The 24,902-nt window shown below is 58.3% G+C and carries 23 protein-coding genes; 12 read left to right on the top strand and 11 right to left on the bottom strand.

From position 1 onward, the window contains the following. Positions 1-159 precede the first annotated feature (159 nt). Positions 160-312, bottom strand: a complete 153-nt coding sequence (locus B5D61_RS26270; RefSeq protein WP_176159359.1) for a hypothetical protein — start codon at positions 310-312, stop codon at positions 160-162. Here B5D61_RS26270 and B5D61_RS10920 point away from each other — a divergent pair. From B5D61_RS10920 to B5D61_RS10910, 3 genes are all read left to right on the top strand, one after another. Then, complete coding sequence (locus B5D61_RS10920; RefSeq protein WP_176159358.1) at positions 302-1,684, top strand: hypothetical protein; 1,383 nt, start codon at positions 302-304, stop codon at positions 1,682-1,684. The two genes, B5D61_RS26270 and B5D61_RS10920, sit on opposite strands and share 11 nt — an antisense overlap. 73 nt (positions 1,685-1,757) lie before the next feature. Next, complete coding sequence (locus B5D61_RS10915; RefSeq protein ID WP_078813423.1) at positions 1,758-3,230, top strand: hypothetical protein; 1,473 nt, start codon at positions 1,758-1,760, stop codon at positions 3,228-3,230. A 169-nt stretch (positions 3,231-3,399) separates the two neighbouring features. Next, positions 3,400-3,726, top strand: coding sequence for a hypothetical protein (locus B5D61_RS10910; protein ID WP_078813422.1), 327 nt, complete (start codon positions 3,400-3,402; stop codon positions 3,724-3,726). A gap of 152 nt (positions 3,727-3,878) precedes the next feature. Here the strand turns inward: B5D61_RS10910 and B5D61_RS10905 are convergent, their stop codons facing one another. Beyond that, entirely contained in the window at positions 3,879-5,006 is a 1,128-nt protein-coding gene (locus B5D61_RS10905; protein ID WP_078813421.1) for an ATP-dependent Clp protease proteolytic subunit, read from the bottom strand. 21 nt (positions 5,007-5,027) lie between these two features. After that, complete coding sequence (locus B5D61_RS10900) at positions 5,028-5,246, bottom strand: hypothetical protein (protein WP_139373199.1); 219 nt, start codon at positions 5,244-5,246, stop codon at positions 5,028-5,030. Positions 5,247-5,691: 445 nt separating this feature from the next. Between B5D61_RS10900 and B5D61_RS10895 the strand changes: the two genes are divergently transcribed. Further along, positions 5,692-6,519: a hypothetical protein gene (locus tag B5D61_RS10895; RefSeq protein ID WP_176159357.1), complete on the top strand. Its 828-nt coding sequence runs from the start codon at positions 5,692-5,694 to the stop codon at positions 6,517-6,519. Here the strand turns inward: B5D61_RS10895 and B5D61_RS25690 are convergent. From B5D61_RS25690 to B5D61_RS10880, 3 genes are all read right to left on the bottom strand, one after another. Next, positions 6,414-6,887, bottom strand: coding sequence for a hypothetical protein (locus B5D61_RS25690; RefSeq protein ID WP_139373198.1), 474 nt, complete (start codon positions 6,885-6,887; stop codon positions 6,414-6,416). The genes B5D61_RS10895 and B5D61_RS25690 overlap by 106 nt on opposite strands. An 896-nt stretch (positions 6,888-7,783) precedes the next feature. After that, positions 7,784-9,241 carry a replicative DNA helicase gene (locus tag B5D61_RS10885; protein WP_176159356.1) on the bottom strand — a complete coding sequence of 486 codons (1,458 nt, stop codon included), beginning with the start codon at positions 9,239-9,241 and terminating at the stop codon, positions 7,784-7,786. Next, positions 9,238-10,221 (bottom strand): DUF1376 domain-containing protein, encoded by a 984-nt coding sequence (locus B5D61_RS10880; protein ID WP_078813546.1) that lies wholly within the window; start codon positions 10,219-10,221, stop codon positions 9,238-9,240. The genes B5D61_RS10885 and B5D61_RS10880 overlap by 4 nt, the downstream gene beginning before the upstream one ends. A 327-nt stretch (positions 10,222-10,548) precedes the next feature. On the opposite strand from B5D61_RS10880, the gene B5D61_RS25685 reads away from it, so the two are divergent. After that, complete coding sequence (locus B5D61_RS25685) at positions 10,549-10,728, top strand: hypothetical protein (RefSeq protein ID WP_139373197.1); 180 nt, start codon at positions 10,549-10,551, stop codon at positions 10,726-10,728. A gap of 1,063 nt (positions 10,729-11,791) precedes the next feature. Here the strand turns inward: B5D61_RS25685 and B5D61_RS26265 are convergent. The 4 genes from B5D61_RS26265 to B5D61_RS10860 form a co-directional block, all read right to left on the bottom strand. Continuing rightward, positions 11,792-11,941, bottom strand: coding sequence for a hypothetical protein (locus tag B5D61_RS26265; RefSeq protein WP_176159355.1), 150 nt, complete (start codon positions 11,939-11,941; stop codon positions 11,792-11,794). A gap of 174 nt (positions 11,942-12,115) precedes the next feature. Continuing rightward, positions 12,116-12,520 (bottom strand): hypothetical protein, encoded by a 405-nt coding sequence (locus tag B5D61_RS10870; RefSeq protein WP_078813415.1) that lies wholly within the window; start codon positions 12,518-12,520, stop codon positions 12,116-12,118. Between the two features lie 222 nt (positions 12,521-12,742). Next, positions 12,743-13,279 carry a hypothetical protein gene (locus B5D61_RS10865; protein ID WP_078813414.1) on the bottom strand — a complete coding sequence of 179 codons (537 nt, stop codon included), beginning with the start codon at positions 13,277-13,279 and terminating at the stop codon, positions 12,743-12,745. Positions 13,280-13,722: 443 nt separating this feature from the next. Further along, complete coding sequence (locus B5D61_RS10860) at positions 13,723-14,010, bottom strand: hypothetical protein (protein WP_078813413.1); 288 nt, start codon at positions 14,008-14,010, stop codon at positions 13,723-13,725. A 555-nt stretch (positions 14,011-14,565) separates the two neighbouring features. Here B5D61_RS10860 and B5D61_RS10850 point away from each other — a divergent pair. From B5D61_RS10850 to B5D61_RS10820, 6 genes are all read left to right on the top strand, one after another. Continuing rightward, complete coding sequence (locus B5D61_RS10850; RefSeq protein WP_078813411.1) at positions 14,566-15,072, top strand: helix-turn-helix domain-containing protein; 507 nt, start codon at positions 14,566-14,568, stop codon at positions 15,070-15,072. A 279-nt stretch (positions 15,073-15,351) separates the two neighbouring features. Continuing rightward, the gene (locus B5D61_RS10845) at positions 15,352-15,636 is read left to right on the top strand and encodes a hypothetical protein (RefSeq protein ID WP_078813410.1); all 285 of its coding nucleotides are present in this window, start codon (positions 15,352-15,354) and stop codon (positions 15,634-15,636) included. Positions 15,637-15,823: 187 nt separating this feature from the next. Continuing rightward, complete coding sequence (locus B5D61_RS10840; RefSeq protein WP_078813409.1) at positions 15,824-18,097, top strand: KAP family P-loop NTPase fold protein; 2,274 nt, start codon at positions 15,824-15,826, stop codon at positions 18,095-18,097. Positions 18,098-18,341: 244 nt separating this feature from the next. Further along, positions 18,342-21,233, top strand: a complete 2,892-nt coding sequence (locus B5D61_RS10835; protein ID WP_078813408.1) for a hypothetical protein — start codon at positions 18,342-18,344, stop codon at positions 21,231-21,233. A gap of 510 nt (positions 21,234-21,743) precedes the next feature. Beyond that, on the top strand, positions 21,744-22,169 hold the full coding sequence (locus B5D61_RS10825) for a hypothetical protein (protein WP_139373195.1): 426 nt from the start codon (positions 21,744-21,746) through the stop codon (positions 22,167-22,169). 8 nt (positions 22,170-22,177) lie between these two features. Then, positions 22,178-23,128, top strand: a complete 951-nt coding sequence (locus B5D61_RS10820; RefSeq protein WP_176159354.1) for a putative polyvalent protein kinase domain-containing protein — start codon at positions 22,178-22,180, stop codon at positions 23,126-23,128. A gap of 16 nt (positions 23,129-23,144) precedes the next feature. Here the strand turns inward: B5D61_RS10820 and B5D61_RS10815 are convergent, their stop codons facing one another. Beyond that, on the bottom strand, positions 23,145-23,381 hold the full coding sequence (locus B5D61_RS10815) for a DUF2188 domain-containing protein (RefSeq protein WP_078813404.1): 237 nt from the start codon (positions 23,379-23,381) through the stop codon (positions 23,145-23,147). Between the two features lie 363 nt (positions 23,382-23,744). Here B5D61_RS10815 and B5D61_RS10810 point away from each other — a divergent pair, with 363 nt between their 5' ends. After that, the gene (locus B5D61_RS10810; protein ID WP_176159353.1) at positions 23,745-24,848 is read left to right on the top strand and encodes an SMP-30/gluconolactonase/LRE family protein; all 1,104 of its coding nucleotides are present in this window, start codon (positions 23,745-23,747) and stop codon (positions 24,846-24,848) included. The last annotated feature ends 54 nt before the right edge of the window (positions 24,849-24,902 follow it).

Here is a 24,902-nt window from a genome sequence, read left to right as displayed (position 1 = left end):
AGCGGCTTATCTTTTTTCAAAGGATCAAGCCTCATCCAGTCAGTCTCTCCTTTTGTTATCCCTATCCAAGACATCGGACCTCCCCTTCCTGCGTCACAAACCCGTGGATTTCATCTAACCCCAACGAGGTCCCTCAGCAGTCACATCCATTCACCGCACCTACGTCATGGCTAAAGAGCCCGCTTCCACATCCTCGTCGTCGTCGTCGTCGTCTTCCTCTTCCTCCTCGTCATCGTCGTCGTCGTCGGTGCCCGTGCCAGCGCCTGCATCCTCCTCAGCCGCACCTCCACGGGTGAGCAGCGTGCAGGACATTCGAGATCTCATCCAGCAGCAGACCGACACCGCGCGTAAAAACGCCGACGGCACCGGGCGAGACTTCATGTATCTCCCCTTTTCCCCCACTGAAATCACGACCGGAAACTCCACCCTCCGAGAAGAGGCCGATGCTCTCCTCAAAAACAACGGTCTCCGCAGCATCGCCACCGCTCTGTATCAGGACACGGCCAAGCCCCACCCCAACCCAGCTCTCGCCGGCCAGAGCCAGCACCCAAATGGCTACAGCTGGAGCGAGCAGCAGCTTGTCGATGCCTTCAATGCCGCCAGTCCACAGCGGCAGGATGAACTCATCCACCGCGCCGCCACCAAGCAGCCCATCCTGCTGCAATACGACCAACCCACCCCCGCCACCGTGCTGCCTGGCCCCGGGGACACCGTCTTCATCGAGGCCCACGGTAGCCACACGGATAACCTCCTGCGCATGGAGACCTCCGCCACCACCCTCACTCCTGACCTGCTCCTGGACCGCATGCGGGAAAGCCAGATCCCGGATGGAATCGCCAAACTGAATTTCCAATCGTGCGGCGGGTCTAACCAATTGCACGACAGTTTTCAGCAAGCCTGCACTCAACAGGGCCGCTATCCCGACACTGAAATCATCACCTACGGACAAGACCAGACGCCTAGCCTCCTCATCCGCTTCACCCAGCCTCTCAACGACCTGGACAAAGGCATGCACGCCATCATCGCAGGGAAAGACGAAATCCAGCTCTACCAAGAGTATCTCATCGAAGAACACACACAGAATCTCCTGATCAAACAACAAAAGCAGCTCCTCCAGTCCCTCCAGACCCACATGCCGCCGAGCGCCGAGATGGATGCGACCCTCGCTCAAACCAAGGCAACGATCCAAAAGCAGGAAGAACAGTTAGCGAACCAGCGCCGCGCCACCGTCATCGACGCCCTCACCACCAAAGTCCCCAGTGGGATGAGCACGCCCGCCATCAAAAAAACCGGCCACATCCCCAGCCACCTCACCGGCGGTAGCAGCTCATCCTCCGCGGATCCAGATCCCGCCCCCGCAGCTCTGAGCACCCGCCAGCGTGCGGATCACAGTCGCCTGGATCCCCCACCCCGTCCCAACACCCCCTGGGTGCCAGGCACCACGCCCGCCCCGGCCCCCGAGACCAAGCCCGACAACTCTCTCGCGAGCGGCCTCAGCTCATCCTCCTCAGCCGACCCCTCACTGGCCCAGCCCCACACCGAGAAACGCCGCAGCGTCAAAGAAGAACTCGCCGACCAAAAAAAGATCGGCAGTCACCGCAGGCTCCAACAGGCTGACACCAACACCCCGTCTCAATCCCCGACGCCTCCGCCTGCCAGCAGTCCCCGCCAAAAAGCTGGCTAGGCCATCCTCATTCCTACCTACTTCCTGTTAGGCCATTCCATCAGCTCCCGCTTTCATTTTCCTCCCCCATGCCATGGACCCAGACTCCCAGCCCTCCTCCGGTCCACCCCTCGGTGGCCCGCCGCCCCCCATCCCCTCCCGTGCGCTCAAGCCCGACCTGAGCCCCCCGCCCCTTCCCCAACGGCCGCCCGCACCCCCGCCTCTGCCTCTGCAGCAGGATGCTAACGGGCACTACACCGCCCACAGCGTGGACCAGGTGAAAGAGCTGCTCCAACGACAGGCCACCACCACGGGCAAAAACCCCGACGGCACCGGGCGCGACTACGTCTTCCTCCCCTTCAGCCCGGACGAGCTCAATAACCAAGAGGAAGACCTCCTCAAAATGGCCACGGACAAAGTGGACACCTACGCCCTGCGCAAGCTCGCCATCCAGCTCTACCGGGCCGAGGTCCAAAGCGACCCCAGCCTAACAAACCATGATACCTGGACCGACGCCGAATTTCTCCAAAAATTCAATGCCAGCCCCCAGCAACAAGCTTTCCTCCAACAGGCCGCCCCCAAGTCGCCCCAGCTCATCCAGTATCACCCACCGGACTTGCTCCAGCCCGACCAGCCCCGCCCTGGCCCAGGCGACACCGTCTTCATCACCGCCCACGGCTCCTATGACAGCCCCCTCCTCAGCACCCGCGATGGCCAGACCACCTTAGACGCCCACCAGCTCCTCGAGCGCATGCGGCCCTACATCCCCGAGACCATCGCCAAGATCAATCTGGAGAGCTGCGGCGGCCGCAACCAATTCCAAAGCAGCTTTTCTGCGACCGCCACCCTCGATGGCACCTACACCGGCGTCAAAGTCATCGCCTACGGCTTCGAGACACCGCTTTCCGAAGTCGGCCTCCCGCAGCCCGGCCCTGAGCACGACAGCATGCTCAGCGTCAGCGACCACCCCTTCATCGGCCTCAGCCTCGGCAAGCATGTCCTCGTCGGAGCCGACCAATGGCCCCAGGTCCAAGAGCACATCAAAACCCTCAACCTCATCATTGAGGAAAACATCCAGTTCCAGGCCCAAAAAGAAGCCGCCCTGCCCGACAGCCTCGAATGGCAAACCGCCCAAGCCGGTCTGGACAGCAATGAGCAGCGCATCCGCGACCTCTGCGCCCAGATGCGTGATCTGGAAAAACCCGGCCGCGACCACAAAGCCCAGCAAATCATTCAGCCCCCACCCGAACTCAGCTTTCTCAACGACCTCCCCCCGCTCGACGCCTCCCTCCCCCACGGCCCGCCGCCCCCCCTACCCTCCCGGGATAGCAAACCCATCCTCTCCCACCCCGCGCCCGAGCTCTCTCCCGAGCCCGACTCCGACGCCCTCAGCCACAGCTCCGGCCCCCAACGCACGCGCAGCAACAGCCTGCGGGACGAACTCCAGGCCCAAAACACCCCCAACCCACCGCGCCGCGCCCGCAGCAACAGCGTCGGCGCCGACTACCAGCCCCAAAACAACCAAGCTCACGGCCAGGGCCAGGGTCAAGGCCTAAGCAACTCCTGAGCCCCCAGTTCGCTGCCAATTACCCAAACTTCCCGTTAGGCCCACTCATTCGTCATTCGTCATTCGTCATTCGTCATTCGTCATTCGTCATTCGTCATTCGTCATTCGTCATTCGTTCGCGTCGTTAGTTTCTGCTTTCCGATTTCCCCTTTCTGCTTTCCCCTTCCCCATGCTCCGCTGGCTCTTTCGCAGGAAAACCTCCGGCCCCGTCGCCGTCCCTGCATCGGCACCGGCTGCCACCGCCGCCCCAGGCCCCGCCCCGATACCCGCCCCCGCATCGGAAGCCTCCATCACCGACGATGAGCACGTCCGCTGGATCGAGGCTGATGACCCCGAAAATCACTTTCACGGCCAGGGCCTGGGCGTGCTGGACTGCCGCAGAACCGCTCACAGCCACTTTTCCACCACGAGCGAACGCAGCATCGCCCAGCGCTTCCTCCAGCTCCGCACCCCTGATGGCCGCGAGCCCCTGGGCCAGCTCCCCCAGCCCCCCTAACCACGGATTGCGACATTCGCCTCCCCGGCCACGCCCCCACTGAAGACGGCCCCCTCTACCTCGCCCGAGAGATGGAGGAGAAAAATGTGAGGACAGGCGCTCTGGGTGAGAACCTCGAATCCCACTCAAAGTCTCTCTGAATCAGAAAGAGATCATGCCTCCTTATCAGTGTCTCCATTCAGCTTCCTGAGAGGCAAAAGCTGAGAGCCCGGCACCTCATCCACCAGCCCCAGCCAGTAAGCCTCCTCGGGTTGGAGCCAGAAATCATCCGTTTGGAGAATGCGCGCCAGGGAGACGCAGAAATACCAGAGCTGTTTCATTTTCCACCCAACCTTACTCATTAGCCATTCAGCCTTTTCGTTTTGTTCTTCAGCGGTTTCTTCTGGCAGCATCTGATGTGCCTTAAGGGAATCATCGGTAAGCAGCAAAGTCCCAAAACGATGAATCCAGGCTTCTTCTTCACTACTATGCTCTCCGATGTGATAGTCATAGAACACTTGATAATCCTGCGTCACCTCTTCAATACCACCTGATAGCCGCCAGGCACTGCCTTTGTATTGCTGGGTCTTATAGGCAATAACTGCGTCCAAAACTTCTTTGTCTGCATTTTTTGTCTGACTTTTCGATTTAGCTTTAGAAGGCTTTGAGATTCGATCAAATACATAGTTAGACATCTGAGTGATCTCACTACAGCGCACCTGAGCTTTACTGACTAAACGCCCAGTCGATAGGCTCAATCTCTGAGCGAGGCTTGTCGCCAACGGATCAATGGAATGAGCCTCAGAGGCGCAATAATCCTCCAGTTCCTTCATCTGCGAAAAAGCGAACAGCAGCCTCGGGAAACAGCGTCGCGCCAATCTCAGCGCATACATTTCATTGGTCTGCCGCAGGGCAGAGGCCATCGAAGTCGCCGCTTCATACGTCAGATCATCGCGTGGATTCTGCCGTGTGCCATGGCAGCCAACGAGAGTGTGATCGTAGGCGATGGAATAATCTCCCAAAATGAGGGTATCGGCAGCCGCACTGGCAGCGGTTCCGATGACCACCGTAACCAACTCCCGAGAGTTCCCGTCAGGATCAGGGGCCTTCGCCAAACTGCGGATCATATCCGCCGCTCGGATATCCCCACCCAATGAATCAATGTAAAAGGTGATCGGCTCATTGCTGGCCACCCGCAGTTGATTGATCTGCGGAAAAAGCATTGCCGTCAGGGCATCGTCAATACGCCCCGTAATGTAAACACAGCGCTCGGGGTTTTCCTTATAAGCTAAGGTAGACATACGCCACCACAGCCTGCCGATTTACCGTTTGGCAACTGCTTTTTTTGCCCCGGCCTCAGGATCACGCAGGCCGTGGCGCGCACGCATGTCGGAGAAAAACTTCACGTTGTCCCCTTTGTAATCCACAACGATGCGCTTCACCACGTTGGCAAGCGCGTCATTGTAGTTCCACCCCGAACTCGTGCTCGAACCACGAATCCCTGCAGCAGGTGCGGAAGGCAAGGTGGTGACTCGTTTCATAAGAAAAGTGGTTGCATCTCCATTCTCCACCATTTGCAACCAGTTGCAACACCCAACCGCCGCACCCAACCGCCGCACCCAACCGCCGCACCCAACCGCCGCACCCAACCGCCGCACCCAACCGCCGCGTCCTCTCCGCATGCAGCCGTGCTACGACAGGAACGGGCGGAGGCGGTTCTTGAGCCGCTTTTCCCTCCTAATTCAGGGACTTGAAGCGAGTTCCTCCCACGGATCAAATTCCATGACTGCTTCTCAATCAATGAAGAAGGGGGGCATGCGACTCATCACCATTTGTGAACACAAGTTCACAAATGGTCAGCCCACATTAGTCTCCGAGCTCACGAATACGCTTTTTACTGGGTTATTCTCACAGTTACTGTGATTGATCCCTCTCCACCTCCTCGCCACCTTAGCTCAAACCTCATTTGACACCGAGGAGCCAAGCATGAGTATGCCACTTGACCCAAGCCTCCATTCAAGCGATCTTAAAACGGATGCGAACTCCAACGGTCATTCTGAAAACCTCCAGCGAACTGGCGAAAGTTTACGCACAGCCTGGGACACAATCTCGGGAGATGGCGATCCGTTCTATTTTGGTCCAGAACGACAAGGTGCCCGCATCGCAGCCCGCGAAATCGAACTCCAACGCGCCTGCCAAGAGCCGCTAAGCGAAGCTCCTGACCGCTCACCTAATTTCACTGGCGGGGAACACGAGGTGTGGGTGGTGGGAGACCCGGCAACCGAGGTCTTCAAAAAGACCCAGGAAGCCATTTACGGCCAGTTTCTGGATGAAAAGGTCCTGCTCAATCCCCGGACCTTTCAAAACCATCGCCAGCTTGCCCTGCGCCCCGCCTTGCCTTCAGAGTATCTGCTGCGCTGGCTGATCCTTTACGATCTTTTCAAGCTACCCACCTTTTACCGAGGACAACTGCCTGGAACCTCTGGGGATGCCTGTCTCACGGTGGCGCAGCCTTACATTGACCAGGATGAAAATGATCCACCGACCTTGGAGGATGTCACCGCCTTCATGGAGGCCTATGACTTTGTGAAAGTGCCGACAGAAAAAATCGCCGTGCCAGAGATCCAAAACGTCACGTGGTATCGCCAGAGGGATGGCATCCTCATCACGGATGCATTCCCCCGAAACTTCCGTAAACATGCAGGGACTCATGCCCTTGTGCCGATTGATCTCGTCGTCTCGCTTGTGCCACTAGGAAGCTCAAAATTGCTGCCGCCTGCAGATGAACCTTGGACTTTGCCCTCCAGCTGCTGAGAGGTTTCCCCCTCCCCCACCACGGTCACGCCCTGCTCTTTGGCTTGGCCTTGGCAGCGTTTGCAGCGGCGGGTTTCCTCAGCGGGGTGCCAGAGACTGGCGTGGGGGATGCGGGCGCTGCAGAGGGCGATGCCGTCCTCCTCGCCGACCAAGTGGGCCCAGTCGTGATGCAGGCTGCGCATCCAGGTGTATTTCGGCGGTGGGGGGCGATAGGTGATCTTGGCGTGCAGGGCCTCGATCGCCTCACTCGGGGTGGGTCCCGTGGCAATATCTCGACCCAGGTTTGCCTGCCATTCATAACCGGAAGTATCGTAACGCAAAGCCAGGCCGCTGGTCTGGGCGAAGAGAAGGAGATCGGTGGGTGACATGGTGAATGGGGTTTGCAGTTGTTTGCGGTGGTTGGTGAAGACGAAGGGGAAAGGATGAAGGGAGGAAGCCGAGGGAAGTTTGAAGTCGCGGAGCGTCCCTGAGTGCGGTGTCCCGCATGCGGGACGGAACCGTGAGGTTTCGGCGACACCGCCCGTGGGGTGGTTGTTGTTACATGTGAATGATGAATAATGAATGAACTCAGCGGTCTCACTCGCACCGAAAACCGCACCTCGACGCGAAGTGGCCCGCCCCCACCGTGTGCGGATAGCTGTTTCGAAGGTGCCACCGCGCTCGCAGACCTCTCCGGGGCTGAAGACTGAGCCATGCTGGAGTCGTGTGCATCATCAGCCGCCCTGGCCTTCCGCACGATAACCCGCACACGGTGGGAGCGGACCACTTTCGCTCCGCGTCCACCCCAACCTCACTCGAGGCCGAGACTAAACCCAGACCTCAAATGAATCAAGTCTAACGTGATGTGTTTCATCATTTTCATCCCTTCCAATGAGGCCTTACACGCAAAACGGTAGGGCGGGTTTGTCCGGCATGGGAGGCACCTTAACACGCAGGATCTCGTAGCCGGATAACCCGCCTGGCGGAGAAGATCGTGCAGCTCTCAGATGGGGCATGGGAGGAAGAGTCCCTTGAGCACATCGTTCCTTGGGCGTGGAGGCGAGAGCGTGTCACCCTCCCTGATAGGCGGGTTATTCTGCAACGGGCTTCGAGATGCATGCCGCCTCGAATGCATAACAAACCCACCCTACGTTTCACATGCTTTTACCATTCTACACTTCCTGTTAATCCTGAAAATCGTGTCCATCCTGTCTAAAAACCCTTCTCGCATTCCAACAACACTGAACACTGAAAACCGATCACTGAACACTGCTTACCGCGCCCTTCACTCCCCCATCGCTTGAAAGCGGAAGTGCTGGCCGACTAACCGCGCAGGGAAGGCATCGCCGCGGGGGCCGTCGCGGTTTTTGGCGAGCTGAATGAGGCGGCGGGTGGGGTCGTCCTCGGGGACGGGCGGTGGGGCATCGGGGCGGCCTTTTTTCCAGTGCTCTTGTTTGACCTGGTTCTTCATGGGGTTCAGGATCTTCAGCTCGACATCGGCGTCTTGCTCGATGTCCATGGCCTCGCGGGCCTCGCCGTCTTTGTTCACCTGGCTGGGCATGAGGATGGTGCATTGGGCGCGTTTGGCGCATTGCTTGGTGCTGCCGGTGATGTGGGCGATCTCGCGCTGACGGCTGCTGCAATCCTTACGCGTGAGGGCGAGCTGGATGTAGTCGATCATGACCACGAGCTCCTGCCCCTCACGCAAGCGGCGGCGACGGCGCAGGATGTCCCGCTGGATGTCCTCGATGTAACGGCCGGCGACATCCACGATGGCGACGCTCCAGCCCTGGATGTCTTGGCAGGCCTGTTGAAATCCTTGCAGTTCGGCACGGGTGAATTGACCGCTCTTCAGGGTGCTGCTGCGGACGATGCCCTGACTGCAAATCATGCGGCCCGCTTCCTCGTCATCCATCATCTCGTAGGTGTAGATGACGCCGACGTGGCCTTGCTTACAGGCCTCTTCCACGATCTGGCGGCACAGGGAGCTTTTGCCCTCGCTACTCTCCGCCAGCACGGCCCAGAGTCGGCCCCTCTGCAAGCCGCCGGTGAGCTCATCCAGCCGCGCAAGTCCGGTGGAGAGGCCGGGGAGAACGCCGGGGTTGCTGGCGCGGAACTCGGCCTTGTCCACGACGCTGTGGATGATCTCGGAGATGGGTCGGCAGGGGAGATCGGCGCTGTCGTCATCGGTCTCGATCTCGGAGAGCTGGGTGTGAAGGTCGGCCGTGATGGAGGCCACGGTTTCATGCTCGGCCTGACCCAGGCGACCAAGGTTTTGCAAGCGATCGATGCCTAACAACAAGCGATGGATGAGCTGGCGACGCTGGAAGCATTCGGTGAGGATTTTCCGATAGTGCGGGTAGTGCCCTGGCACGGGTAGCGCGGTGGCCAGCTCGATGATGGCGGTGGCGCCTCCGGCCTGATCCAGCAGGCCCCGGCTGCGCAGGTGATGGGTGAAGAGGGCAGCATCAAACTGGCCCTCATGCACAGGCAGCTTCCCCGCATGATGCAGGGCCATGAGCTCCATGGCGATGATGCGGCGCGGCTGATGGTAAAAGGCGCTGGGCTGCACGCCGCCTTCATCCAGCAGATGCGGATGCCACATCCAGGCGGCGATGACGGCGATCTCGGCCTCCTCGCTATGCGGCAGCGGCTGCGGGCTGTGGATGCGCTGGAGCAACTCCTCGGCACTGGCGGTTTCAAAACGGGTGCGTCCGTAGGGGTTGGCGGGCTGGGGGATCATCGGCGGTTTTCCTCGGGGTTGAAATTGCGGCCGCGATCCACCTCGCCACGCCAGTTGTTCAGCAGGGTCAGGAGGTCCTGACGCAGGTAACGGCAGCCGCTCTCGGTGTAGAACCATTGCAGGATCTCCAGGTCCTCTTCCTCCAGGCGCAGGGCCTTCCAGACCTTTTGCTCCTTGTCACTCCACACCGTGCTGGGGCGGCGATTGAACCATGAGCCGATCTGGATCTGCTCCGCACAGGGATGCCAGCCTGGGGTGTGGGTTCGCGTTTGCGGTGGTGGGCCAGGCTCCACCTTCGATACCACCCTTGTCGTTAGGCTGGTTTCCGGAGCGTTGGCATGGGCATGGACATCGACATGCGCTGGATCGAGATCATCATGCGGAGGTGGATGGGCCTGAGAGGCTGTCTGAGCTTGGCTTAGGGTTGGGGATTCATCGGCTGAAAAGCCCTCCCTTCTCTCGCTCTCCTCCACCCTTCCCCCTGGGGGGTTCAGGGGGAGAGATGATTCTGTTTTTGTTTCTGATTCTGTTTCTGATTGGCTTTTTCCGGATTTCGTTTGGCTTAACCCGCAGAAAAGCCGCGGGTTTTCCGTGGCTTTTGTTGGGCTTAACTCGGACGTCACCTGCGGGGTCTCTACGGGTTGGGTTGGGCTTTCTACGGACCGACGTGGACGCCCCCCTTTTTTACCTCTTTCAGCCTGTTTATCGCGAAAGGATTCCACCTTCACACGCTCCGCCTCCATGCGACGGTTTTTCAGCAGGCCGTCTTCGTGGAGCTCAAATTTGGTCAGCACGGCGCTCAGCTTTTTCGCCGGGATGCCGGAGATACGCGCCAGCTTATCCTCCTCCTGCGGGATACCGCCCTGCTGCCATTGAAAACAAAGCAAACGCATGTAGGCCCCCACCTCCTCACTGGTCATGCACATGGTGCCCAGCAGGAAGTCGGATGGATAAAAGGCAACGTAAGGGGAGGTTTTCATGGGAGAGGCTGAGGGGTCAAAGGTTCAGGGTTGGGATGCGTGACGGCAGTCGCGAGGCGGCGACGGAAAGGGGAAAGCGATAGTCCGCAGAGGACGCGGAGGGATGGAGGTGTCGTGAAGGCGCGGCAGCGTCCCGGAGTGCGGTGGCAGAGAGGCAAGGGCAATGCCTTGCCTCGGCGACACCGCTCGGCTTGGGTTTCTGAGGCGCTGATGAATGAATGAAAAAGATCCGCAGAGACGCTCGCCCACCGGAGCGGAGCGGTGTCGCGCTGCAGTCCCGCATGCGGGACCACCGCACTCCGGGACGCTCCGCGACTGCATGCCGGCATGGACTCCCACGCCGACATGACGGCCCACCACAACGGTTTCCCGCCAGAGGCCTGTAGGGATGGAGGTGTCGTGAAGGCGCGGCAGCGTCCCGGAGTGCGGTGGCAGAGAGGCAAGGGCAATGCCTTGCCTCGGCGACACCGCTCGGCTTGGATTTCTGAGGCGCTGATGAATGAATGAAAAAGATCCGCAGAGACGCTCCGCCACTGCATGGTGACATGGACTCCAACGCCGACATGACGGCCCACCACAACGGTTTCCCGCCAGAGGCCTGTAGGCCGGGTGTGTCCGGCGGTGGCGACCTCGAAGGCTCTCGGCGACCATCGCCGGACTACCCGGCCCCTGGGATGAGGTGAATGATGAAATGATGCAGGCCGTGAGACCTCTGGATCGAGTTTGCAAAGGGGCGACGATACCCACCCCCTCCCGAGCCAGACGGATAATCCGGCGATGGACCTTGAAGAACTTTCGAGGTGCACTTCCGCCGGACACATCCGTCCTACGATGGGGCTTGCCGTTCATCGCCATGTGTTGAGGAGCAGGGTTTGAGGAGGGCCTTAAATGACGTGGTGAACGCCGATAGGAGCTAAGGTGAAAGAGGACCGTCCGTAGGGCGCCCGCGCGTCAGCCTTTCCAGACAAAGGCGGGTTATTCGGCCATGAGATGGGTGAGCGTGTCAGATCGATAGCCGAACAAACCCGCCCTATGGTGAGGCATCGGCATGCGAAGACGCTGCCGCGCCGTGAACCAATGACCAATGACCAATGACCAATGACCAATGACCAATGACCAATGACCAATGACCAAGAACCAAGAACCAACCCCAAACCCTCGAGAGTGCGGTGGCAGGCCATGAATGACACGTCCCAGCGGTGCCAGAGGTGTTTCTGGTCCGGCAGACTGGAGGCTGGCGACCCCGATGCAGTTTCCCGAGTCCGCATCGTTTTATTTCCAGGCTCATTTTTAGTTAGGCTTGGACTTCCCACGCCCAGCGTTCCAGTCTCGTGATGAAGGGTATCGTGTCTTCTGCCACCGCACTCCCGAGGGTTCGGGGTGAGGCAATCCGTTTTCAGTGATCAGTGATCGGTCTTCAGCTTCGGCTTTCCGCGAAGGAGCTTCAGAGTTGAATCTTCTGTTCGGCTCATGAAATCCATCCTCGAATACCCCACTGATCTCAAAGTTTTACCAACCACTCATGATTATGATCTTGTTAGTTAGGCTTGAAGAGAATTGAGAGACTTGATCATCCCGATTTCCCTGCCCCGTCATGACGATCTTCACCTCCATCAGGCTTGATCCCCAGGCGGCTCCCTGACTTGTTTCGAGCGGTGCCTGTTTCCAGCAGTTCAGCCGCTGGGGATGGGATGATGGAGATCAGTGACGCATCGTTCATGAGAAGGGGCAGGGTCTCCGGAGAAAGGTCTAGAATTTGATCTAGCGGCGTGTTTCTTGACAGGATTAACAATATTTCAAGATTAACAAACTGTGCATCAAGCTCACTTCATCCTCAAAATCTTGTCAATCCTGCCATCCTGTAAATCCTGTCTAAAAGCCGCCCGCTTCCACGTCACTCATCCCCGTCGTGCAGCCAGACGTAGGCGTCCACTTCGTTGCGCGGTTGGCCGGTGGAGGTGGATTTGCCGAGCTTGATGCGGGCCAGGCCGCGCTCGCCGATGAGGTCAAAGGCATCCAGCTCGATCACCTCGCCATCGCCAGGATGCTTACCAATGCTCTTCAGCAGGTGGTCGATCTTCCAATAGGTGGTCTGGGCAAAGAAGAGGTGGTCATAGACATGGACCTGACCGGCGATGCGCAGTTTCAGGTCCAGCTTCGGCGTGCCAGCCTTCAGCTTCAGGCTGTCGCGGTCGGTGCGGCCCTCGCGGGCATCCACGATTTCAAAGTCGTATTCCCCCGGCTCCAACAGCACGGGGATGGTATCTCGGGGTTCTTGGGCAGCGAATGTAATAGGCATAAGTGTGTCTTTTGAGTTGGCAGTGGTTCTTGAGTGATGCGGCCACTCTTGGCCGCAGGGTTTGGAGTGAGTTTCCAGCGTGGCGAAATCGGATAGGGCGGGCAGGCTGCGAAGCCGCGAAGCGAATGCCCACCTCACTTGTTCGTTTTTTGCCGCCGAGGGGCTTAGGGTGGAGATCGCGGAGACATGGTGGTTATTGAGTTTGTTAGGCGGATTCCGTTTTTAGTTTCGGGCTTTTGTCCCACCGCTGTCCCTGCGGACAGGAGTGTCCGCGCTCCTCTCGGCTTCCGACCTCTGTCCTCTGCCTTTCCGGCTTCCGCCGTCGCTCGGTCCCTGATCCGGCTCACTGTAGGTGTCCTCGGCGTCGTCGCTGAGCACCCAGCCCTGGCGGGTGCGGCGGGCGTATTGGAAATCCCACTCGGGCAGAGCCTGGCGGGCCCTTTGATAGGCGGCATAGCGCACGTCGTGCTGCCAGCCGGTGCCGTGGACATGATAGACGGCCTTCACCGTGCCATCGGCATTCACCACCATGACATCGGGGACGTAGAAGCCACGATCGCGGCTCAGCTTGATATCGAAGGGCTGCTCCCACACCAGGCACTGGGGCCATAGGCTGCGGGCCTGTAGAAACCACGCCCAGCGGCTCTGATTGGGACGATGCAGGACGGAGCTAGGATCAAAGCGATGCAGTTCCAGCCCCCGCTCAGCGAGGTATTCGGCGATCTTCGCACGGGGATTGTCACAGGTTTGGATGTCCATAGGGGTGGGGCGTTTATTACTTATCATACTTATTGTTAGGCACATTTGATCAAAAAGGGCTGTGGAAGGGTTCTTTGTTTCACCGCAGAGGGTGCGGGGGTTTTAAATGAGCCGCTTGGGGCAAATGATGATCCTTGGGTAGAGCAGCGGTTTTTGAGACAGGACTGACAAGATGGTCAGGATTAAATGCCGGGGGTCTTGGAGGGGTGATTCGAGGTCTCGTTGTCTTTCTAAAATCCATTCTCTGCGCCCTTAGCTCCTCAGCCCCGCTGCGGTCCTTTTTTGGACAGGATTGACAAGATTCACAGGATTGATAGGAGGGTGATTGAGCTAGCGCGAGGAAGGCTTCGAACCCAGGCCTCAGGAGAAAAAAATCATGTGAATCCTGCCATCCTGTAAATCCTGTCCAACCAACCCACGAACCAATGACCAATGACCAAGAACTAAACCCACCGCACCCAGATCTCGCGCCAGCGGGCGCCCAGGCGCAGGGCCATGAAGAAGGCGGAGGGGAGCTGCCAGAGCGTGAAGGTATGCGCGCTGCACTCCGCCCGCTCCCAGGTGAACCCACGGCGCATGCGTGTGATCCAGAAGACATGATCCTGATGCGGCAGACAGGCTAGGCGAAACCGGCGGCTCCACCACGGCACCTCATGCTGCAGGCGCTGCGACAGGCCGATGCCCCAGCCGATGAAAACAAAGTGTGTGATGATGAGAAGGATGAGCGTCATGGGAAAAGGAGGGAAAATTTGCGGTGGTTGGCAGTGGTTTGCGGTGGCGGAGCGTTGATTGGAAAAAGAGGATGGGGTCGGGAGGCGTGGGTTTTGCCGCTGAGGGCAGAGAGGGCAGAGGTCGTTAGTTATTCTTGTCGTTAGGCCGCAGTTCAGTTTTCAGTTTTCCGCCCTCCTCTCGGCTTCTGACTTCTGGGTGCCGTCTTCCGATCTCCGTCCCCTGGCCTTCGTCCTCCGTCTTCCGCCTTCCCTTTCGGCTTAGCTTTCGACTTCGACTTCGGCTTCGGCTTCGGCTTCGGCTTCGCCTCTGTCCGCCGTGGACGGCCTCGGCGTTCAGGGGGGCGCTCGCCGAACAGGATGCATTTCAAATGAACCCCCGGCCGCCGACCGGCGAGGGCCGCATTCGCCTCGAACAGGCGGCGTTCCTCGGCGGTGAGTTCGTTTTGAAATTGCTGAATGATTGCGTTCATCCTGAATGGGTGAGTTTTAACTGAATAGAAAAGCTTGAGCAAGAGAAAAGTTGCAATGATTCGTTTTTAGCTGAATGATTCAGTCATGACAGCCGAGCAAATCCGCAACTATCGAGAGTCCAAGGGGCTCACGCAGAGCCAGTTTGCCTCCCTCCTGCGCGTCTCCCCCACAGCGGTGACGCAGTGGGAAAAGGGCCAGGTGCCCTCCGGCCCCGCCTCCCTGCTGCTGGAGCACCTCATCGAGGGCACGCCCCTCTTCAGCGCCGCCGGTGATGCCGACTGGGACATGCCCCTGACCCTGAAGGAATGGGAGGAGCTGGAGCGCCGCCGCGTGCGCACCGGCTTCCTCACCGTGCGCGACTACATGATCTGGCTCGTGCGCCAGGACATGCTGAAAGAGGCCGCCACCCGCGAGGCCGAGACCAGCACCAGTCGAAGCAGCAGCGACGCCCCCGCATCCGCCCCGGCCGATCTCAATCTCAGCGCCGAGCCGCCCACCAAGCGCCGCCGCGGACGCCCCAGCACCCCACGCGGTAGCGGCGAGCCCCCGGAACCCGGGGCCAGTCCCGACGAAGCCGGAGCGGGAGCCTAAACGACACCCGCGTCCACGATCCTCCCCACGCCCCCCCACGCTCGTCACCCCGCCGGTAGCTAAGCTCACCGGCGCAGCCGAGCCAGCACCTGCACCGCCCGTTTCACCCCGGCCAGCGTCGGCCTGTGCGGACTTCACCCGCACCTCCTCAGGCCACTTTCCCCTGCGGGCGATGCTTAACTGTTCAGCAAGACTGTTCACAAGAACAATACTAGACAGAGGAAAAATCCGCGCAACGCTGTAGCGGTAATACCGATTGCCCGATAAAATCCTTGTCCTATGGCCTCCAGCGTCCGCTCCCTGAAACTCCCGCCCGACCTGCTCGATGTGGCGGAAAAACGCGCCAAATCCCTCGGTTATCCCTCCTGGTCCGCCTATGTGAAAGGCCTCATCCGCTACGATGCCCTCTGCCAGGGCCCCCACAGCATCACCCTCCCCTGGGCAAACCTGCCCCTGCCCGAGCAAGACAAGATCGACGCCAAGCTCCTCAAACTCACCGAAAACGGCATCGGCGTCCGTGGCCAGCTTCTCAAACGCATCCTCAAGGGTGAAGATAAGCTATGAGGAGGAGGTGGGGGGTTTGATGCTTTTGGCTGTGCGGTGGTTGGCGGTGGTTTTAAACCGTCCCGACACCTCGCTCGGACATCCACAAAAACGGTGGTTTTTTATGCATGACGCGGACGACGTGTTTAAAAAAGAGCTGCCATGGCGTCTTTATTTTTCTCGTCAAAAACCAGCCAAGTCATAGCCGATGGACATCTTAAGAAGCCCTGATGAGGACACCTTTTTTAGCTACGATGATGTGGCAGCGAAGGATGAGTTTGAGCGTCGCCTCTTTTCAGATCGCCTAACACGCATCATCATGGAGGAAAAAGGCGGTAAGCCCCTCGTCATTTCGATCGTCAACCCCTGGGGTGGTGGTAAGAGCACCATCCTACAATACATCCACGATGCCCTCGCCGCCACGACTCGTGACGAAGGTATCCGCATTAAGGATTGCCGCATCACCAGCTTCAATCTTTGGCGTTACGCCGGGGAGGATCAGCTCCTCTACCGAATGTTTGAGAGCCTGATCCAGGCCATCCATGACGGCACCCCCCTGACGACCGGACAACGGCTTTTAAAGCTTTTACCGACATGGATGAAGCGGTTCTCCATCGTCTGCGACTGGCTGGCGCCCGGTTCAGGGGCAGTGCTGGATGCCGTCTTCAGCACGATTTCTCCTGAGCAATTCGAAGTGCACCTGGATGAAGTGCGCCGGACGACGCGCGAGTATTTGGCGAAGACAGGCACCCGGGTCATCATGCTGCTGGACGATGTGGACCGCCTCGACCCGGATGAAATCCTGCTGCTCTTCCGTGCACTGAAGTTGATCGCCGATTTGCCTAACACGACATTCATCATCGCGATGGATGAGGAACACGTCAGCGAGGTCATCGGCCAGCGTATCGGAGGCCATATCGAAAGCGGCCGCCGATATATTGAAAAGATCGTCAATGTGCGTCTGGGCGTGCCCAAGATCCCAGATGATGTTCTGGAAGATTACGCCATGCGCCGCTTCATCACCATCTGGCAGCGGGAGCTCAAGGAGCGGAAGGGGCGGGCCGATAGAGCGGGTCTCGACACACAAGCTATGCCCGCAGAGCCGAATCCTCACGAGGTGGAGCGCATGGTCGGCATCTTCCGCGACCTGCATCTGCCCTACCTGCTGACCCCACGCACGGTGAAGTCCATCGAGAACGCCTTCGCTTTCGCCCTGGGACTGTTACCGGAGGAAGTGGATGCCGGGGATGTCCTACTTCTGGAGGCCACCCGTCTCCTCCACCCTCAGCTTTATCTGGCCCTACCCGAGGTGATTCCGAATCTGGGCAAGCTACTACCCATCGATATCCAGGACGGAAGGAGTGATGAAAAGATTCGCACCAAAAAAGCCGAGATCGTTCAGCAGCTCAGTGCCCTCATTAAGACCTCCACGTTCAGCCCAAAAACACAGATCGAGGCGGCCTTGACCACATGGTTCCCACAGCTAGGCAACTTTTACTTCGAGGAAGAAATGCAGAGGAACGAGCAGGCTAAGCGCATCTGCTCCCCGAACTACTTTTGGCGTTACTACTCCGGTGCCGTGCATAAGCGGGACGTGCCCGATGCCGCGGTCGCAGCTTGGCTACGCACCGCCCTTGATCTTCAGCAGAAACCCCAGGCCAGCGCGACTCTGAAGCATCACTTGAGCCAACCTTACACCCGCGCCTTCATCAAGAAACTGGGGGATCGCCTCGCTGCCGAACCCGATAACGTGCCCGCTTTAACGATCATCGCCCAAGTCGTGTCCGCTTGGCCAGAAGCGGAGCAAGCCGATTCACTCAAAAACCTATGGCACCAGGCAGCCTCCATGATGGCTGCTACCATTCATCGCCTGAACGAGTTGCAAAAACAGATCGCTGCCTCGACCGAGGTGGTCCGCGCCAGCACGAATCTTTACTGGAGTTTTATCTTTACAGATTATGTGGCGACGCCGGAAGACTACTTCACATGGCCAGACAAGGAAGGGCGCGCCCCTTCCCCCTTCGATGAAGAACTCGCCCGCCAGAGTCTAACCGCTTATGAGCAGGGCTTTATGCCTCAAGCCAATGACCTCATTTGTGGTATGATCTGGACCATCTATCGCAACCGCCATCTGCCCGATCTCCTCAAGCGCGTTCAGTCCCTGGCAGAAGAGAAGCCTGAGGTAGCCCCGCAACTTCTTGTCGCGGGCTGTAATTTTGGTTCAAGTCAAAGCCACAAACCGGCTTGCTGGAGTTGGAAAGGTCGCGACAGCATCGCCAAAATCGAAAAACTGGTTCCGCGCACAGTGCTTCAGCGAGCTTTGATGAAAGCTTTACCTCCCCCACCGAAGCCCCTTCGAGTGCCTTCGCACGACTTCGATCATTTAACCCTTCAAGAGCTAGGGTGGATCTACATGGAGTCTACGCACACCCCAAACGAAAGCGATTCACTGCCCCATCGAATGAAGAAGGGGCAAGCCTGATGGCCTGCCCTGGGGTATGACGAGCGTAAGATCCTCTCCCAACTTCTGGAAAACCATCACGAATCCAGAGTTTGTAACTTCGCACAAATTGTGACTCAAAAGCAGTTGACTTACACATTGACAAGCAGAGCCCCTTTCCTCTTATAAGTGACTTTTCCAGTTTAGCCACTTAGCTCCACCCCTTCATCTAGGACTTTAGACCTAATTTCCATCTTTTGGTTAGGGGTTGTTTTCCCTCAAGATCATGCGCATTGCCACCTCTCTCGTCCAACACTACTTTTTAGAGGTTGATCCCACTGCGTTAGAAGCTGTTTACGAGACACTCACCCACCAGCCCAGCCTGAAGCATGCCGACGAATGGCGGTTGTTCAGTTGGTTAGACCGCCCCGCCATCTGGGCCATCCGCTCCGTGCGACGCACCAGCGGGCTTGATCTTTTTTTATTCGATGACCATGGCCTAGCCGGGGTTACCGATGTGGCAGAACTGATCAATTTCCCCATGACCGGGGATGAGCCAGGGGCACTCTTGCCAGACTGGGAGACCTTCAGCGCACGGCTGCAGGGCCCAGGGGTGCTTTGCGCCACGTTCATCTGGCCGGATTGGGATACCCTGTATTGCCCGGATACATGGGGCGGGCAGGCTCCACCCACACGCAGTGAGATTTTAGAAGCCTTCCGTGGCTGCTTGATCAAGGCGCTGCCCAACGTGCAAGAAGCGGGGCTTCTTTCCACCATCCCACCGCTGCTGCTAACCGCCTCAGCGGGAGATGCCAATCTCATTTTGTATAGCTGGACGAATGATTCCACTGAGTTAGATGCGCTCCTCCTGGCACTGAGCGTCATGGAGACGGATGCCCTGGCGATGAAATTAGGGAGAACAGTCGAAGGTCCCCAATGGCCCGTGTGCCGCGCCACCCAGACAGAGATGGCGCTGGACCTACACCTGCATCTGGAGGCTCGGGAAGCAGCCCGGAGTGGGACCACCGCCGAGGATCTGTCTCAACGGCTGGACGCCTGCTTCACGGGAAAGCTCTTCGCCGAGGTCGGGTTGGCTCGGGGACGCGGCTCTCTCAGCGCGTTGAAGGATGGACTCAAAAAAAATGCCCCTGGCTGGGAGGAGCGCGCCGTTTTTGGGGGAGAGGATCTCGTGCTGGCGGCGGAAGGCGGCCGAGCGTTGAGCTTTGGCGAAATCATCCACCTTATCTCTCGCTTGGAAGTGAAGGCTGATCATCCAGGCTTTCCACGCCGATCATCTTTGCACTTAGGTGTGATGGAGGCGGTCGGGCGGACCAGCGACCTAACGGCCACCTGCCTTTATGGCGTCCCTCAGCGAGCTCCGACGACTGAGAAACCACCCGCCTCCTTCACTCCCAGCTTCGCCTCGGTGGATCTCCATCTCGTGCGAGAATGCATTACTAATCTTTCTAACAACCGATGGCGCGAGGATGTGCGAATTATCGAGCGTATGGTAGAACGCTGCGTGACACTCCAAAAGTCCCCCAGCCTAAGCCGGGAGATCAGGCACATGACTGCCCAAGCACTGGAGCGGATCGTCCGGTGCTCTCGGGAGATCCATGAGCTGGAGAATGCCCTCAAGGATTTGATCCAAAAAGAGGAAGCCATTCCCACCGCAGCCATCCAGGAAAAGGCGGCCATCGAACGCCAGATCGAAGAAATCTGCATCGATATCCGGATGAAACGCAATGCCCTTCTGGACTCAGGCATGGCCATGGATCAAGCTTTCTCCCATCACTCCAAAGGCGTCGTCGCTCTCCTGCTGCACCCCGCCAGCCAAGCTCGAGGGTCGGAGCACATCGGCTCTGAAGTCGGGCTCAGTTTGGGGATGGGAGCCATGTTTCAAAGCGCCGCCCAACGGATGCTGGAGGCCCTGCCTGAAGGCTGTGGAGATGCAGATCAAGATAACATTCTCAATCAGCTCAAGGACTCACTGCGGGACATGCAATACCCCACGGTCTATGCCAGCCATGAACAGGGTTTTTCCATTAAAGCCTCCATGGCTCTGCTGCGCATTCCCCGCTGGGCGCTTTGGTATCCTTCGGCCTCATGCCACCTCATGCATGAGTTTGGGCACACCTTAGCCTCCATCGGCACACTGAGCTACCTGCTGAGATCTGTCCTTTATATGCTCGGTGGTCAGGGCGCTCGTAACTCCGCCACCATGCAGGCTCAATTAGACTTTCTCACCCCGCTGCTGGATCACAAAAAGAAAGCCGAGCGCACATGCTATCACTTCATCACCAACGAGGTGCTCATCCCCAATGAAGATGGAGAGCCTCCGAAAGTGCAGCCCACGACCAGCGATGAAATGGAGGAAATCGCCTGCGACATCGTTTCCCGATCCCTCGCCTATCCACCAGGGCCAGAGTGGGATCGTCGCTGGCTGCTGGATACCTTTGAATACATCCTGCCCTTTGCAGGCCGCAACGAGCCGGACACCATTGAAACACGCCTCTTGCGTCTGCTCTCTGCATTCATCGCCATTCGCCTGCTTCGCCAAGGCATCTTCGAGCCAGACTCGGCTCGACTCAAAACATTGCGCCAGATCCAGACGGAAATGAGTGACATCGCCATAGACTTTGGCTTTGAATTGGCACAGTGGCAGGACAAGCTGACACGGCAGCAGTATCCGCTCCCGCCTTATGTCTTGCGCGGGCTAGCGGCAGCCATCGACCGGCTCATCAACCTCGTGAACGCCCCCGTTCTTTTACCCCGGCAGGCCAATGATTTAGAGGGAGCCTTCCTCTATTCCAGCATCGTGATCACGCTCGCCTTGAGCGTTCCTCCAGTGGAGGATAAAAACGAAGTCTCCGGCTACAAAGCCACGCAAATCTGGGGCCGCCTCATCGACGTCAATCGCCTGCAAAATTCAGCATCGCCTGATACTGATGAATCTGCGGAAATAAATCGCATCGTTGAGGCTCTTAGCCAAAACAGCATTCCCTCCGGTGCTATCAACCACATCGAATATCTGCCGAGCCTGCTGGCCAAGCACTACGAAGGCCAGGGTAACCGCGTGCCCCCCGCTGCACGAGTCGCTCTCTCGTTTTATCTTTACAATAATTATAAATTTAATGATAAATTAAATTTGAATGAGGCGTTAATTAAGAAATCCTGAATGTAAATCATGGGGATTTTCTCTCAATTTTTCTCAGCCATCGGCTTTATCGCCCTTGACCAATCCCTAATCACCCAGCAAATAACTCAATTAGCTATGTCCGACGCTCAACTCGAACAACTGCTGGGACGCTCGCTATCAGATGACCAGCGCAGCCGGTACTACGACATTGAGCGCCAAAATCAGAGCGAGTCGAATCGCCCAATGAGAGTGCGCTCGAAATCCTCTTTGCCTGCTCATCAGCCGAAGGTAGTCAAATCCAACGCAGCTTCCCGCAGTGACACGTGGAGAAGCCTTGCTTATCGCACGCGCTAGCGCTATACTGCATCCCCTTGATCGGATCACCCCCCTAGATCACATCAAACTATGGACCCTGCGTTTACCATCTTCCTCTCGGTGCCGAGCGCTCAGTTGCGGGCCGAAGCACGTCAGGCCATCATTGAACATCTGGGCCCGAATTTCAAGCTGCCGCAGTCCAAACCCCAAAAGCCTTTCACGGGAACGCATCGCATGATGGAACCTGCAGGAGAAGGACAAGTTCAATCTGTCTCTCAGATAGCGACTCAACTTGTCAGCAAGACCATCAAATCTTTCCGTGAGAGCCTCACTCAGGTCTCTGAAATCTCTGCGTTTTGGGATGATTGTCTCCGCTATGCTGATGCCCAAGCAAAAATGCCTGAAGAAAGCGTGAAAAAACTGGCCGCTAGCGTCTGGCAAGAAGGCCAAGCATGGGTTGCGTCTATCACTCCCGAAATTGAATGCCGCCTCAAGACACTCCCGAATCGGCTCAGCCCGGCACATCACAAGAAGGCCCTCGAGACACTTCAAGCCACATTTCAAATGCGGTCGCCAATCACCTCCGGAGCCTTGTCAAAACAATTGAAGAGCTTCCAAAAAGCGAATCCGCAAAAATCCGCCAAACAGCGCATGTCATAGGGTGGGCAGTGAGCGAGATTCGAAGACTCGACATTCCTACATTCGACCTCGACAACCAACGCTCGCCCGCCGCTTTAGCCTTGGATGGCTTTTGTGGCTATTTGAACTCCCTGGCAAGCTCTCTCACTAACCTCGCGGAGTGTGACGAGGACACTCTTGCAGCAGTTCAAAAGATCCTGTCGCGCCATGCCGACGACCTTACGCCAGAGGCACCCTCGCCTTCCCTACCACCTGACCAAAATGTCCTGATTCAAGGGAATGTATCTTTTAGCCAGAGTCTCCCTGAGGACTCCCCCCCCCCGACTGAAGCCCCAGAGCCGCTCTCTCTGCGGTTTGCCCAAAGTATTCGTAATGCCATCCAGGCCCTGAAGAAGCCGCTTCCTGCAGCCCCTCGAGAAGCCATTCGCATCATCAGCGAAATCCTAGTCGAGGAGGCCCAAAATCAGGGACTCGTCATCGACGTTCCCTTCAAGAAGATTCCCTGTAAGGCAGGGAATCAGGAGCATGAGGTCTGGTTTGATCTAGAGGCGGAACGCCCCACCGTTTGGAAAATCACCAAAGCGAGTAAATGGGGCTTAGTGGCTGGCCAACCCCGCCCGGCAAACGCGATCGATTACCTGGATAGGCTCTATCTCTTCACTGAGATCTTTGGGATGCCTTGGGATTTCCAAGGCATCTGGATCGATCCTCAAGGCCTGCCACGCATCGTCAGCACCCAGCCTTACATGCCCGGAAAGCCTGCCACCGAAGATGAAATCGAAGAGTATCTCAAGGACTTAGGATTTACCGAAATCGACATTCCTGAGCTCGGCACCTTTTGGAAACACGAGGAAACAGACGTCATCGTTGGTGATGCCTATACAGACAATTTCGTGGTACTGGAAACAGGTCGAGTCGTCCCCATCGATCTTTCAATCGCAATTTGTCTCCCCCAAAACCAGCTACTGCAGTCACCATGATTTCTGCTCTCCCCCTTCACCCCACACTCGCGACAGGGTCGGCGGCGCGGGGGTAGGTGCGTTCTTCCTCGAAGGTGCCGTCGGTGCGGTGGATGCGCAGGGATGCGGCAGCGCTGGTGGAGGTGATGATGTCGATGCTGCGGCTCAGGGCATCGGCCTTGGTGTGGTCGGGGTAGGTCTCCACGGGGTCGTCAAAGCCTTCGAGCGTGAGTTTCCATCCGAGTTCTGTGGGGCTGAGATGATAGGTCTTCATGGCGGAGTGGGTCGGAAGGATTCGCGCTGAAGCGGGGCTTTGGCTGTGGGGAGCTGAGCCTCAGGATGAGTGGATGAAGGGATAGTTGGATGCCTCACGCAAGCGAGAGGCTGGCGGGGCTTAGAACCAATGACCAATGATCCCGCATGCGGGAACCAATGACCAACCAAGAACCAAGAACCAAGAACCAAGAACCAAGAAACCCAAGCCCCTCACAAATCACAGTTCCCAAATGGCCCCGGGATTGCTAGCCTACAGAGAAATCCTGAGGACTGATCCATGAAACCCCCGAGCGCATCCACTCACCCACGCCTCCTTTCCCGATGCTCACCCCCATGCCTCGCTCCAGTGCTCGCCCTGACCATGAAAACGCTGTCCCTACTCTCGCTCATCGGCCTCAGCGGAGCCACCCCGGCTCACGCGGCCACCCCTAGCCAGACCCTGCTGCCCACGGGCCCAGGGCCGGAGGACATGGAGCTGATCCCCTGGGGCCCTGCGGGTGGGCAGGCGCTCATCACCGCCACGGCCCGGCGGCTCCCCTGGCAAAAGCAGCCGCAGGGGGCGCTGGAGATCCACGAGATCGGCGGTGCGCCCACCTTTACCCCGCTGCCCGGTGTGTATCCTCACGGCGCGTGGAAACCGCTGGCCGTCTGGCGGGTGCAGGGTGCCACGCTACCCGGCTCCCCAGGGCAGGTGAAAGATCTACTCTATGTCGTCAATGCCACCGTGCCTAAAGGCATGAAGGGAAGCCAGGTGGAGATCTTCGAGCTGCAGGCCGCCACCAAAACCCTGACCCACCTGCGCACGCTCGGCCCCTCCCCCCTGCTCACCTCACCCAACAGCCTCGTGGCCACTCGGGACGGCACGGTTTACATCAGTAATTTTAACCTCTTCGGAAATCGCAAACTGAAGGTCAATACCCAGATCACACCGGAGGCCGCCGCGCCGGAAAAGCCGGAGAGAAACACCCTCGTCTGCTACCGCCCGCAGGAGCAGACCTGGCGGGTGGTGGCCACCGGCATCAATGGTGCCAACGGCCTGTGCCTGACCCCGGATGAAAAGCACCTGCTCTGCAATGCCTACCATGCCAAGCAGGTGCTGGACTTCACCCGCGATCCAGCGACAGGCCGCCTAACCAACGGTGACATCGTCTTCGACAAACTCGCGTTCTTTCCCGATAACCTGAAGCTCCTGCCGAGTGGAGAATACTGCGCCGCCGGCCAGACGAACTTCATCACCACCGCCCTGCATTTCCTGACCGTGGCCACCTATCCCACGGGCGGCTCCGCCGTAAGCTTCACCTACACCCCAGGCCACGCCCAGGCTCAACGCACCCGCTGCTGGCGGGAAACGATGCGGGGGGACAAACGCTGCACCAGCACCGCCATCCCTCATGGCGGTCACCTTTACCTCAGCCACATCATCAAGCCCGGCGTGATGCGGGTGGTGGTGAGCCCAAGTGAGTGAGGAAGGGAGGAAAAAATAAAGAGCTCGTTCTCCCCCTAGAAGTGCCTCACCCCA

It is taken from the genome of Prosthecobacter debontii (assembly GCF_900167535.1).
Lineage (GTDB): Bacteria > Verrucomicrobiota > Verrucomicrobiia > Verrucomicrobiales > Verrucomicrobiaceae > Prosthecobacter > Prosthecobacter debontii.
Note: the sequence above shows the minus strand (reverse complement) of the source record. Positions and strands in the feature narration are given on the sequence as shown.